This is a genomic window from Peribacillus butanolivorans (genome assembly GCF_001273755.1).
GTDB classification, from domain to species: domain Bacteria; phylum Bacillota; class Bacilli; order Bacillales; family DSM-1321; genus Peribacillus; species Peribacillus butanolivorans.
Window position 1 is genome coordinate 1 of sequence record NZ_LGYA01000006.1, and the last position, 13,000, is coordinate 13,000.

The 13,000-nt window shown below is 38.9% G+C and carries 13 protein-coding genes, 1 tRNA gene, 1 other RNA gene and 1 other annotated feature; of the genes, 4 read left to right on the forward strand and 11 right to left on the reverse strand.

Annotation, left to right across the window (positions count from 1 at the left end; translation table 11 throughout):
* Positions 1-285: 285 nt before the first annotated feature.
* The 7 genes from AKG34_RS25065 to tadA all read right to left on the reverse strand — a co-directional run bounded on the left by AKG34_RS25065 (position 286) and on the right by tadA (position 4,695).
* Positions 286-549: a pro-sigmaK processing inhibitor BofA family protein gene (locus AKG34_RS25065; RefSeq protein ID WP_053348885.1), complete on the reverse strand. Its 264-nt coding sequence runs from the start codon at positions 547-549 to the stop codon at positions 286-288.
* A 118-nt stretch (positions 550-667) separates the two neighbouring features.
* Positions 668-886 carry a YaaL family protein gene (locus AKG34_RS25070; protein WP_053348886.1) on the reverse strand — a complete coding sequence of 73 codons (219 nt, stop codon included), beginning with the start codon at positions 884-886 and terminating at the stop codon, positions 668-670.
* A gap of 20 nt (positions 887-906) precedes the next feature.
* Positions 907-1,503, reverse strand: a complete 597-nt coding sequence (gene recR, locus AKG34_RS25075; protein ID WP_053348887.1) for a recombination mediator RecR — start codon at positions 1,501-1,503, stop codon at positions 907-909.
* A 60-nt stretch (positions 1,504-1,563) separates the two neighbouring features.
* Positions 1,564-1,881: a YbaB/EbfC family nucleoid-associated protein gene (locus AKG34_RS25080; protein WP_053348895.1), complete on the reverse strand. Its 318-nt coding sequence runs from the start codon at positions 1,879-1,881 to the stop codon at positions 1,564-1,566.
* A gap of 21 nt (positions 1,882-1,902) precedes the next feature.
* Positions 1,903-3,591 carry a DNA polymerase III subunit gamma/tau gene (gene dnaX / locus AKG34_RS25085; RefSeq protein WP_053348896.1) on the reverse strand — a complete coding sequence of 563 codons (1,689 nt, stop codon included), beginning with the start codon at positions 3,589-3,591 and terminating at the stop codon, positions 1,903-1,905.
* Positions 3,592-3,772: 181 nt separating this feature from the next.
* Positions 3,773-4,037, reverse strand: an RNA gene (gene ffs, locus AKG34_RS27300) — signal recognition particle sRNA large type.
* 151 nt (positions 4,038-4,188) lie between these two features.
* Positions 4,189-4,695, reverse strand: a complete 507-nt coding sequence (gene tadA / locus AKG34_RS25090; RefSeq protein WP_053348888.1) for a tRNA adenosine(34) deaminase TadA — start codon at positions 4,693-4,695, stop codon at positions 4,189-4,191.
* A gap of 140 nt (positions 4,696-4,835) precedes the next feature.
* Here tadA and AKG34_RS25095 point away from each other — a divergent pair, with 140 nt between their 5' ends.
* The 3 genes from AKG34_RS25095 to AKG34_RS25105 all read left to right on the forward strand — a co-directional run bounded on the left by AKG34_RS25095 (position 4,836) and on the right by AKG34_RS25105 (position 6,877).
* On the forward strand, positions 4,836-5,411 hold the full coding sequence (locus AKG34_RS25095) for a cysteine hydrolase family protein (RefSeq protein ID WP_053348889.1): 576 nt from the start codon (positions 4,836-4,838) through the stop codon (positions 5,409-5,411).
* A gap of 157 nt (positions 5,412-5,568) precedes the next feature.
* Positions 5,569-6,228 (forward strand): deoxynucleoside kinase, encoded by a 660-nt coding sequence (locus tag AKG34_RS25100; protein ID WP_053348890.1) that lies wholly within the window; start codon positions 5,569-5,571, stop codon positions 6,226-6,228.
* Positions 6,206-6,877 carry a deoxynucleoside kinase gene (locus tag AKG34_RS25105; protein ID WP_053348891.1) on the forward strand — a complete coding sequence of 224 codons (672 nt, stop codon included), beginning with the start codon at positions 6,206-6,208 and terminating at the stop codon, positions 6,875-6,877. The genes AKG34_RS25100 and AKG34_RS25105 overlap by 23 nt, the downstream gene beginning before the upstream one ends.
* A 123-nt stretch (positions 6,878-7,000) precedes the next feature.
* On the opposite strand, the gene AKG34_RS25110 is transcribed toward AKG34_RS25105, so the two are convergent.
* The 4 genes from AKG34_RS25110 to guaB form a co-directional block, all read right to left on the reverse strand.
* A tRNA-Ser gene (locus AKG34_RS25110) sits at positions 7,001-7,088 on the reverse strand.
* 142 nt (positions 7,089-7,230) lie between these two features.
* On the reverse strand, positions 7,231-8,508 hold the full coding sequence (gene serS, locus AKG34_RS25115; RefSeq protein ID WP_053348892.1) for a serine--tRNA ligase: 1,278 nt from the start codon (positions 8,506-8,508) through the stop codon (positions 7,231-7,233).
* A 66-nt stretch (positions 8,509-8,574) separates the two neighbouring features.
* Positions 8,575-8,801 (reverse strand) — a binding site (T-box leader).
* A gap of 67 nt (positions 8,802-8,868) precedes the next feature.
* Positions 8,869-10,188 carry a D-alanyl-D-alanine carboxypeptidase family protein gene (locus AKG34_RS25120; protein WP_236695048.1) on the reverse strand — a complete coding sequence of 440 codons (1,320 nt, stop codon included), beginning with the start codon at positions 10,186-10,188 and terminating at the stop codon, positions 8,869-8,871.
* A 173-nt stretch (positions 10,189-10,361) separates the two neighbouring features.
* On the reverse strand, positions 10,362-11,825 hold the full coding sequence (gene guaB, locus AKG34_RS25125) for an IMP dehydrogenase (RefSeq protein ID WP_053348893.1): 1,464 nt from the start codon (positions 11,823-11,825) through the stop codon (positions 10,362-10,364).
* A 112-nt stretch (positions 11,826-11,937) separates the two neighbouring features.
* Here guaB and AKG34_RS25130 point away from each other — a divergent pair, with 112 nt between their 5' ends.
* Entirely contained in the window at positions 11,938-12,903 is a 966-nt protein-coding gene (locus AKG34_RS25130) for a YaaC family protein (RefSeq protein ID WP_053348894.1), read from the forward strand.
* Positions 12,904-13,000: the final 97 nt, after the last annotated feature.

Below are 13,000 nucleotides of genomic sequence, written 5' to 3' on the forward strand. Positions count from 1 at the left end.
TTTCAAAGAGCAATTTCAGTGTCGTTTATCTCGTAAGCGACTTTATTATCTTACCATCCATTTAATCTTATGTCAACATTTATTTTATATTGTTTTTCCGATTGAATGTTATGGTTGTCGTTGTTGGCGACTCCTAATATATTATCAGTTTGTTTATTTCTCGTCAATAGTTAAATCAAGATTTTGCAAAAAAACATTAATACACTTCTAACTTATATATAGATAAAAGCCTCAAGACAATATCCTTGAGGCTTTTATTACCTTTAATATTCAATCAGATTCCCCTTAAATAATCCAGTAACCAATGGCAGCCAACGCCGCGACTCCCGGTATTCCAAGCAGACCGGCAACTGCTGAAGTGGCGAGATTAATGGGTACATGAATGCCCGCTTGATTCCCTAACGTATTTAAAAAAAATAGAAAGACCGCACCAATAATAATCTTTATTACCCCCTGCCCTAGAAACCGAATGGGTTTTATAGGTGCACCGATAATGAGGAGCATTAAGATCAAGCCTCCAATTACGGCAACAAAAACAACTGGTTCCACAACTCATTCCTCCCCGTAAGCTTGTACTACACTTATATGAAGGGAGTCCTGGCTTAAGAACTCAACCCAATAAAAAAGTGGTTATAAAGGGCATTCCTTTATAACCACTCTGTTGTTATCACCGTTGAATGCGGACGTTTCTTCTTTTCACTTCTCTAAATAAGTAAAAATATTTCACTTCCGCTAGTCTTGCTTGAGCAATTACTTCCTCAGATGGGTCTACGCTTTTTTCAAGTAAAGATTTTTGATTATGCCAATTCCGTTTCAATTGTTCAAGCTCTTCAATTAATGCCTCATTGAATTCATTTCGAAGTCGCTTTTTTTTACGAAAGAACAAGTGAAGTCCTCCCAGCTATCTTATATTTCTCTTCTTCCTTCTATTGCTTTTGATAGCGTCACTTCATCCGCATACTCCAGATCTCCGCCAACAGGAAGTCCATGGGCAATTCTTGTCACCTTAATCCCTGATGGTCTGAGCAGCCGCGAAATATACATGGCAGTTGCTTCTCCTTCAATATTAGGATTAGTAGCCAAAATGACCTCCTGCACTGTTTCGTCCTGCAGGCGCTTTAATAAATCGGGAATATTTATATCTTCCGGACCGATTCCGTCCATCGGTGAAATACTGCCATGTAGTACATGGTATAAGCCATTGAACTCTCTCATTTTTTCCATCGCTATTACATCTTTCGGGTCCTGTACGACACAGATTAAACTTCTATCTCTCCTTTGATCCTCGCAGATATAACAGGGATCCTGATCTGTGATATGACCACAGACTGAACAATACGTCAGATTCCGCTTCGCATTTACCAGCGCTTTTGCAAAATCCAAAACAGTATCTTCCTTCATGCTTAACACATGAAAGGCTAATCGCGCAGCCGTTTTCGGCCCAATCCCCGGCAATTTCATAAAGCTGTCAATAAGCTTGGAAATCGGTTCTGGATAATGCATCAAATTCCTCCTAAAAATTTCAAAAGAAACCTCCTGAAAGGAAGTTTCTTTTGAACTTGCTTAAAACATACCTGGAAGGTTCATTCCTTTAGTAAATTGCCCCATCGTCTGGTTTGTCAGTTCTTCTGCTTTTTTTAGTGCATCATTGGTAGCAGCTAATACTAAATCCTGAAGCATATCGATATCATCTGGGTCAACAACTTCTGGTTTGATGATTACATCGACTATTTCTTTATGGCCTGTCACAATAACTGTTACCATTCCACCGCCTGCAGTACCTTCAATCTTTTTTTCACCTAGCTCTTCTTGTGCCTCTGCCATCTTCTTTTGCATCTTCTGCATTTGCTTCATCATGTTTTGCATATTACCACCGCGCATACCCATTTTTCCTACCTCCAATTATTCTTTAATTTCAAGTAAATCATCGCCGACTAATTTTCTAGCCTCTGCTATAAAGGGGTCTTCTTCTTTTGATTCCGTTTCTTCTGTACCTTCGAACTGCTGTGTTGAAATAAAGTCCTCCCGCAACCTTTGCCATTGGCTCTCTGGAACTCCAGCTATCTCCATACGGCGACCAGTTAATTGCTGCATGATTGAGGCAATCACTTCCACGAAACGGTTATTTTCCATTGCCATTTGACAATGGATATCATATTTGAATTTTACCACAAAAGCCTCAGTTGACGCAGCAACAGGTTCTGCTTCTGTTAATAAAGCCGCTAATGACTTTTGGTTTTGCTGACCTAATTGTTCAAGTACTTCGCCCCACTTGCTTTTCACAACGTTCAAATCTGGTTTCGTAGCTTGTTTTAAAACTTGATTAATCTTGCCTGTCGGTGCTTTATAAGCCTTTTTAATAACCCGTTGTGATTTTGCCTGTTCTGCAGGCTTTTCTGCCACAGCCGCTGAGATGCCACTTCTCTGTATTTCCTGTAATTTAACTTCCAAATCCTCTATTTTCTGAAGCAATTGTTGAATCTGCCCATTGTCCATTTGATTTGGTCTTTGCTCATTACATAATTTCACAAGAGCCACTTCAAGGAAAATCCTTGGGTGATTCGTCCATTTCATATCCTGCTGTGTTTGATTGAAACTTTCAATAATGGAATAAATCGATTCAGAAGAGATGACTTCTGATAATTCTTTAAATTGCGGATCGATTAACACACGCTCAAAGGATTCAGCGAGAGCTGGTGCTGTTTGGTACAACAACATATCACGGAAATAATAAATCATGTCTTCAATGAACCGAGCTGGGTCTTTTCCCATAGCCAACAATTCATCAAGTACTTCAAGTGCCACTGCTACTTCTTTATCATAAATTGCCTTTGCCAACCGACTTAAGAATGCCTGCGAAACAGAACCAGTGACAGTCAATGCATCTTCTACAGATACCGTCTCTGAACTGAATGAAATTGCCTGATCAAGCAAGCTTAACGCATCACGCATCCCGCCTTCAGCTGCTCTCGCAATAATATGCAAGGCCTGTTCATCACATGAAACCCCTGTTTCAGCAATGATTTGAGCCATACGCCCAACAATATCCTGCGGCTGAATTCTTTTGAAATCAAACCGTTGACAACGCGAAATAATCGTTAGCGGAATCTTATGAGGTTCAGTCGTTGCTAATATAAAAATAACGTGCTTTGGCGGTTCTTCCAATGTTTTTAATAACGCATTGAAGGCCCCTTGTGAGAGCATATGTACCTCATCAATAATATAAACTTTATATGTAGCCGCATTCGGTGCATATTTGACCTTATCACGAATGTCACGGATTTCTTCGACACCATTATTGGATGCTGCATCAATTTCAATAACATCTGATATGGAGCCATCAGTGATTCCGCGGCAGGTAGCACATTCGTTACAGGGTTCACTTATCGGGGCATGCTCACAATTCACTGCTTTTGCAAGAATTTTGGCAGCGCTCGTTTTCCCTGTCCCACGTGGACCGGAGAATAAATAGGCATGCGAAACCTTTTGCCCGATTAGGGCATTCTGCAACGTTTTTGTTACATGTTCCTGCCCAACTACATCAATAAATTGTTGCGGCCGCCATACCCGGTATAATGCTTGATACCCCACGGAATCCTTATTTTCTCCATCTTGTTTATTATACATTACTGATTTCCTTATTTTCAAAGTCAGCTTAAAGAAAACTCACTGATTGTCATATTCTTTTCGAAATTTCCAACTAATTTAACTTCTTAACGTGCAAAAAAACTCACCCGATACGAATGAGTTTTTTGATTATGTAAAATAACTGCCGTGCACCTTCTGTCGATTAGCAACCATAAGCGTTACTTAAGCAGTTAGCTCGGCCCAGGCAACCCTGCGGCACATGAGCACTTCCACTTAATGCTGCTTCCTTCCGGACCTGACATGGTTCATGGAGACCCATTGCGCAGGACCCGGGCGTCAACACCACTTACTTAAGGCAGACCCTACAGTACGCTAACCTCGAGAAGGAATTCAACCTCGCTAGAGCGGATTGCGAGTACAGGGCACCGCTACCTCCCCGTCTAGCACGGCAAATGTAATACCAATTTTCATAGCGTCTCATCGACGCATAATTCATTATACTAAGGTAACAAAAAAAACGCAAGCCTTGTTCATTGAACAGTCTATTTCCCTAATCTTTATAAAAGGAAAAAGGCACGCACATCAAGTATTCAGACAAGGTTATTTATTTTCTTCCAATTTTTTGAGTACTTTCTCCTTTTTCAAGGTTTTCTTTCGATTCCTAAGCTCTCTAAAAAAGGCTGTCAGGATCCCTCCGCACTCGTCCCGCAACACACCGCTTGTAACCTCACATTGATGGTTGAAGCGTTCGTCTTGAAGTAAATCCATAAATGTCCCTGCACAGCCTGCCTTTGGATCATGGGCGCCAAAAACGACCCTTTTCACCCTCGATTGCAGAATAGCCCCAGCACACATAGGGCAAGGTTCCAACGTTACATAAAGTGTCGCCCTCTCAAGGCGCCAACTACCAAGTGAACCACAAGCCTCATTAATCGCAAGTAGCTCCGCGTGGGCAGTAGCATTCTGCTCTGTTTCCCGCAAGTTATGCCCCCTCGAAACTATTTGATCATCTATCACAATTAAAGCTCCAATCGGCACTTCGTTCAACATCTGCGCCTTTTCAGCTTCCTTTAAAGCCAATTTCATGTAATAGGCATCATCTTTCATAAAAAAACCCCCTCATATTAAGTAGGAGTAAACAGACAAATATAAGACAAAATAAAGGTCATACTACTTATTCTAATGAATAGTAACGCAAGCGACCTACCGGCTGCAAGTAAATTCAAACAATATAAGGAGGATATAACATGAATAAATCTACTTCCCCTTCCTTTGCTTTGCTTATCATTGATATAATTAATGATTTTAATTTCAATCACGGTGACATGCTCCTTGAACATACGAAGCTTATCATCGAGCCAATACTGAAGTTGAAAAAGCACATGAAAGAAAAGGGATTCCCTATCATTTATATCAATGACCATTATGATTTATGGCAGGCTGACTTCGATAAGATTATCGACACCTGTAAAAATAAAGGAAATGCTCAGCTAATTGAAAAAATCAAACCACAAAAAGATGAGTTCTTTCTCATCAAACCGAAGCATTCGGCTTTTTATGGGACCGCCCTTAATACACTGCTTAAACAACTGAAGGTGGAAACCTTAATTCTTACCGGCATTGCTGGTAACATCTGTGTGTTATTCACGGCTAATGATGCCTATATGCGAGAGTACCAATTATGGATCCCTGAGGATTGTATCGCTTCTGCATCAAAAGAAGATAACCTTTATGCGTTAACGATGATGAATCATGTTCTCAAAGCTTCCACACAAAAAAGCGGAGGCGTTTTGATTGAAAGACTCCACCCAACTAGGCACTGACATTCCACTACCCTCGCATGACACTCCTAAACTCTCCTTCATTAACACCGGACAAAAATATCACTTAAGCTTCAAGTCTGTGATACAATATCTCTTGGCTGAAACCTAATAAACTGGGAGTTTCAGTCCGATACCTCATTGAAGGAGGACAGAATGGATGAAAACCACCCCATTTATCACTGTCGAAGGTCCAATCGGTGTAGGGAAAACATCACTAGCAAAAGTTATCGCTGACCATTTCCAAATTTCACTATTAAAGGAAATTGTTGATGAGAATCCATTTCTCGGGAAATTTTATAACAATATCGATGAGTGGAGCTTTCAAACAGAAATGTTTTTTCTATGTAACCGTTACAAGCAATTAGAAGATATTGAAACGAAGTTCCTTACTAATGACCAAGCCGTGGTGGCTGATTACCATATATTCAAGAACTTAATATTTGCTGAACGTACGTTAAAAAACACACAATACAATAAATACCTTGAAATATTCAATATCTTAACTCGAGATATGCCGAAACCAAATATGGTTATTTATTTAAATGCAAGTCTGGATACTCTTCTGTCCCGAATCGGCAAAAGAGGCCGAGAATTCGAAAAAAATATCAGCTCCCATTATTTAGAGCAGTTATCTTCAGATTATCAAACATTTATGGAAACGTTTGAGAAACAGCACCCTGACATACCTGTTCTGACATTTAACGGAGATGAATTAGACTTCGTTGGGAATAGGGATGACTTGAACACGATAATCATCCAAATAGAGATTGCCCTGCAAAAAGGAGTACAGCCACATGAACTTACGAAAGAAGTATAATATTCCAAACAACGCCGTCATTACGATAGCAGGGACAGTTGGTGTAGGTAAATCGACCATGACCAATGCATTAGCGAATGCCCTACAATTTAGGACATCTTTTGAAAAGGTTGATACGAACCCCTACCTGGATAAATTTTACGATGATTTTGATCGTTGGAGTTTCCACCTGCAAATCTATTTCCTCGCTGAACGGTTTAAAGAGCAGAAAAAAATCTTTGAATATGGCGGCGGTTTTATCCAAGATCGTTCCATCTACGAAGACACAGGAATTTTTGCAAAGATGCATTATGAAAAAGGGACAATGAACGAAGTAGACTACGAAACGTACACAAGCCTATTCAACGCGATGGTAATGACACCCTACTTCCCTCATCCTGACTTGCTTATCTATCTCGAGGGATCACTTGATGATATCCTCGACCGGATCCAAGAACGAGGGCGGCCGATGGAACAGCACACTCCTATTGAGTATTGGAAAGAAATGCACGGCCGTTACGAAGAATGGATTGATCAATTTAATGCCTGTCCGGTCCTTCGATTAAATATAAATGAATATGACCTTAAGCAAGATGAGACTAGTATTGAATCACTTATAAAACGGATCGCTGAATATATGGAGCAAACCAGATTATTACGAAAAATATAAATAATGAAAAACCACCGGGAATCCCAGTGGTTTTTTATTATATTAGAAAACAAAAATTCCGTTACAGAGATGTAACGGAATTTAACGATATCCAATTTATGCGCTGTGGTTATTAATAAGTTATGGAGGAGGTAGAGGGATTCGAACCCCCGCGGGATTTGACTCCCGGTTTTCAAGACCGATCCCTTCAGCCGAACTTGGGTATACCTCCGTATCAACATTTATTATAATACATTGAATCAAAATCAAAGTCAAGCACTCTTAGAACATTTTTTTAAAATAATTATTAAACCAAATAAAAAAAGATCAGTTTCTCTATTACGAGAAACTGTTCCTTTTATACTTTTGAAACATTATGGTTTAATGACTTCCACACCGCGCATATAAGGTCGTAATACTTCAGGGATGACAACACTGCCATCTTCCTGCTGATAATTTTCCAATAGTGCGGCAACTGTCCGGCCGATTGCCAATCCTGACCCATTTAGTGTATGAATATGTTCTGGTTTCCCTTTAACATCACGGCGGAAACGGATATTAGCCCGTCTAGCCTGGAATGCTTCGAAGTTACTACAAGAAGAAATTTCACGATACGTTCCATAGCTCGGGATCCAGACTTCGATATCATACTTTTTCGCAGCAGTGAAACCAAGATCGCCTGTACACATGCTTAATACTCGATAAGGAAGGCCTAGCAATTGAAGCACTTTTTCAGCATGTCCTGTAAGGTTTTCCAATTCTGCATAAGAGTCTTCTGGCTTTACAAACTTCACTAATTCCACTTTATTAAACTGGTGCTGGCGAATTAACCCACGAGTATCACGACCAGCAGAACCTGCTTCTGAACGGAAAGATGCACTGTATGCTGCATAGCTTATCGGCAGATCGTCTATGCTTAGGATTTCATCACGATGGAAATTTGTCACAGGCACTTCAGCTGTTGGAATCAAGAAATAATCGTCGCTCTCAATACGGAAAGCATCTTCTTCGAATTTAGGTAACTGACCTGTGCCTGTCATGCTTGCACGGTTCACCATATATGGAGGCAGCATTTCTTCATATCCATGTTCTTCAACATGAAGGTCAAGCATAAAACTAATTAACGCACGCTCTAAACGAGCACCGAGGCCTCTATAAAAAACAAATCGGCTTCCGGTCACTTTTGCTGCCCGTTCAAAATCAAGGATTCCTAAATCTCCAGCCACATCCCAATGTGGTTTCGGTTCAAACTTAAATTGCGGCAATTCGCCCCATTTACGGATTTCAACATTATCATCTTCCGTTTCACCCACTGGTACACTTTCATGTGGAATATTAGGGATAGAAAGCAGCAGCGTTTCTAACTGGGATTCTACTTCACGAAGTTCATCATCAAATCCTTTGATTTGATCACCAACCTCACGCATTTCCACAATCAACTGGTCTGCATCTTTTTTCTCCCGTTTCAATACAGCTACTTGCTGTGAAACTTCATTCCGTTTACTTTTCAGTTTTTCTGTATCAGCAATTAAAGATCGACGCTTCACGTCTAACTCTTCAAATTTACCTAAATCAGTTAAATCTTCTCCTCTAAATTGCAGAACACGTTTCACTTCTTCAAAATTATTTCGTACATATTTCAAATCCAACATTTACAGTTCCTCCTCATTTATGATTTGATAATTTATCAGAGAACGCAAAAAACTCCCGTCCCCTGAAGAAGGGACGAGAGTTAACCCGCGTTGCCACCCTAGTTGAAGGCATATGAAAAACACCTTCCACTTATCACGATAACGGCTTTTAACCGAAAGTAATTACTGACCCAATTAAGGTGTTCCATACTCTGCTCCAGGAGGGATTCACAAAACTCTAACACCGATTTCCACCAGCCATCGGCTCTCTTTAGAAAGAAATATTTGTTACTATATCCTGTCATGGCTTTCTCATAATCAAATTCTTTTCCATAATGTACTATAATTTTATACATTACGCAACCGTTTTATACACGAAACTTAAAACCAGCCTTTTACAGTAGAAGATACACTGCTCCATACATCACCAAAGAATCCACCAACTGCTCGCATTGATAACACAAACCAGTTTGCTTTTTCAACAGATTCTGCAGCTACGACGTCAACTTTCGCTGAATCCCCGTTAATATACCCGTAATCTTTACCACTTTTAGGAGTAACAGTGATGTAGCCAACTTTCTCACCTTTTTTGATTGGTGCAGTCAACTTACCGTCTTTGTCCAATTTGTTTTTATCAATCACTAATTCTGTTTTATAGTTTTCTTTCTCACCATTCTCAACAAGCAGTTCAATCGCTTTTTTAGATTGGATATTAACATTTTTCTCCTTACCTTTAACTACCGAAAGGGTTTCTTTCCCTTTCACTTGGTAATTGGCAGGAAGAATTTTTTCTTTTTCAAATGTTCTATATGCATAGTCCATCAGCTTAGTACTATCCCTGAAGCGTTCATTTTTTGTAGTAGACTTCATAACCACTGTAATATAACGTTGACCATCTCGGATAACTGTCCCCGTATGACCATAACCGGCAAAGTCAGTAGAACCTGTTTTCAAACCGTCTACACCTTTATATTCAAAAATCAGACCAGGTAACATCCAGTTGAAGTTTGGATACTCTTTCCCATCACGGAACTTCAATTTAGAAATGCTGGCATACTTTAATACTTCCGGATAATCATTAATAAGACGATAAGCAAGAAGTGCTGTATCAGTTGCTGTCATTACATTTTCTTCATCTTTTTTACCAGTAGGATACTCCCCTAACAAATTAGAGTTATTCAAGCCGCTGGCATTGACGAATTTATGGTTTTTCAGACCTAGCTTTTTTGCTTTTTCGTTCATCAATTTTACAAAATTCTTTTCACTACCTGAAACTAGCTGAGCTAAGGCTACTGTCGCTGCATTTCCTGAATAGACAGCCATTGCTTGATATAGTTCCTTAACTGTATAATCTTCACCTTCTGTTAAACCAACATTCGACAAATTCGGTGCTTTTGAAAGATCATGTACATACTTATTTATTTTAACTTTTTGATCCCAAGTGATTTTCCCATTTTCAATTGACTCCATTATGATATATTCTGTCATCATTTTTGACATGGATGCAATCCCTAATACTTTATCGGCATTTTTTTCATACACGATTTGTCCTGTTTTACCATCTATAATGATGGCTGCCTCTGCCTTTAAACCTAAATTATCAGATTCAGCTTCAGCTTCCCCCGGTTGATAGGCAAATTGCGACATAACAAGAACAAAAACAAAAGTGAAAATGAGGGTAATCTTGCTGATTTTTTTCAATTTCCAATACCTCCAACTATTAAGCTTATCTCTATAACAAAAGAAGAAACTCTATCTATTTCCCTTAATCCTTGTTTAGTTTATCACAGAAGAAATAAAAAAAATAGACAGAGTCATCGGAGACCCTGCCTATTTTTACTTTAAATTTTAATGACAATTATAAGTTAAATTTATTACAATGAATAGTTCGGCGCTTCTTTTGTAATTTGAACATCATGTGGATGACTTTCCCTTAACCCCGCACCAGTCATTTTAATAAATTGAGAGTTTTCTCTCAAATCTTCTAATGAAGCTGTACCGCAATATCCCATTCCTGAACGAATACCACCGATCAGTTGGAAAATAGTATCTGAAAGAGGTCCTTTATATGGAAGGCGTCCTTCTATGCCCTCTGGAACAAATTTCTTATTATCTTCCTGGAAGTAACGATCCTTAGAACCTTTTTCCATTGCTGCAACAGAACCCATTCCCCGGTACACTTTAAAACGGCGTCCTTGGAAGATTTCTGTTTCACCTGGGCTTTCAGTTACACCGGCAAGCATACTTCCAAGCATGACTGCGTGACCACCTGCGGCTAGAGCTTTAACGATATCACCCGAGTATTTAATTCCGCCATCAGCGATAATTGTTTTTCCATGTTTCCTTGCTTCTGTTGCACAATCGAAAACGGCCGTAATTTGAGGAACGCCTACACCAGCTACAACTCTTGTAGTACAAATAGATCCTGGTCCAATTCCCACTTTAACAACATCGGCTCCTGCTTCAATCAGTGCTTTCGTTCCTTCCGCAGTAGCCACGTTACCAGCGATGATAGTAAGTTCAGGATATTTTCCACGAATCTCCTTTACTGCGTCAAGGACGCCTGCTGAATGACCATGAGCAGTATCAAGTACAATTGCATCTACTTGAGACTTAACAAGCATTTCTACACGCTTCATTGTATCTTTAGTCACACCGACAGCAGCACCTGCGAGTAATCTACCTTGCTTATCTTTTGCTGAATTAGGGAACTCAATGACTTTCTCGATATCCTTGATTGTAATAAGCCCTTTTAATACACCGTTATCGTCTACAAGAGGGAGTTTTTCAATTTTATACTTTTGAAGAATTTTCTCGGCTTGTTCCAAGTTAGTTCCAACTGGAGCTGTAACCAGATTCTCTATTGTCATAACACTAGAAATCTTCAAGGAAAAATCGGAAATAAATCGCAAATCACGGTTCGTAATAATACCAACAAGTTTTTGATCCTGTTCATTATTAACAACTGGTACACCCGAAATACGGTATTTACCCATTAAATGCTCTGCATCAAACACTTGGTGATCTGGTGTTAGGAAAAATGGATCTGTAATAACACCGCTTTCTGAACGTTTTACTTTATCAACTAATTCAGCTTGTGCTTCAATCGACATATTCTTATGAATAATACCTAACCCACCTTGACGAGCCATAGCAATTGCCATCTCTGCTTCTGTTACGGTATCCATTCCTGCACTGATGATAGGAAGGTTAAGCTTTAAATTCTCGGCTAAGCTGACTTGAAGGTTAACATCTTTCGGTAAAACCTCTGATTTCGCTGGAATTAATAGGACATCATCAAAGGTTAAACCTTCTTTTGCAAATTTATTTTCCCACATAATTTTCCCCTCCTGCTTAAAAATATTATTTGTAGGTTATCAATAGGACATACTACTGTCAAGAAGAGAAATAAATGTTAGATTATTCTATCAATTCAAAGGAGAGGCTGCAATGCCTGAAAACAATGATAATTTCGATAAATATACGCCTTTTTTTTCTGCATCTTCATCTCAACTTTTTTTACAAAAATGTTACACACATGAAAAAATAGAAGATGCAGAAATAAAAAGTTACGAAAACTGTTATCCTTTTATATACCATCTTGAACATGCGAAAACCTATTATAACCAGGCTGCTATAGCACCACTTTCCATCCAACCAATTTTATCCTTTTATGGATTTACCCAATTATTAAAGGCCTGTCTACTTACCATTGATCCCAACTACCCGGAGTCCACTTCGTTGCTTGCTCATGGGGTAACTACAAGAAAGAGAAAAAAGCAACAATACGACTTTTTAAAAGATGAGGTAAAAACGCAAAAGAATGGACTTTTCACCTGTATTGCTGAAAAAATATTTAATTTAAAACATATGGAAGGTGAAAAATTTTCTATGGGAACATTATTAAAGGAAATTCCAGATATGCAAAGCCTTGCATGGAATATTTCCCGTAAAAATTTTATACCTCTGTTACCTTCTTCTGATGGTTTTCAATTGCCTTCTACCATATTGGATAGCTATCAAATGACTAGTAGCCGCTTCGAGGAGTTTTTGACATCAAAAATAAATCATATATATCACCTTACAGAAACTCCTGGAAAACTGCTAATACAAACAGATAAAGTTCTTGTTTATAATGCCCCTTCTCCTATACGGTATAACTTGATAGAGGAACAATTCATGTTATCCCTCAATAAAAGTTCGTCAGCTTTTTTATTACCTGAACTTTTAATTCATTATTTAATCTCTTATAACCTAAGTATAATAGCCCGTTATGAAACAGAATGGTGGGCAGAGTTGATGAAAACTATGCCTAATGATGATTACCCCTGTATAGTGCAATTCCTTAAAATAAGCCAATCTAAGGTACCATTTTTAATATTTGAATGGATTAGGTCTGAAAGGTTCAACCCCTAATTATTCTAACTACCTTCCAATAGGAAATGACTTATGGAAAATCTGATATACGAAAAAGACCAGCCAAGGATGGCTGATCTTTTTGAATGGCTTGGCG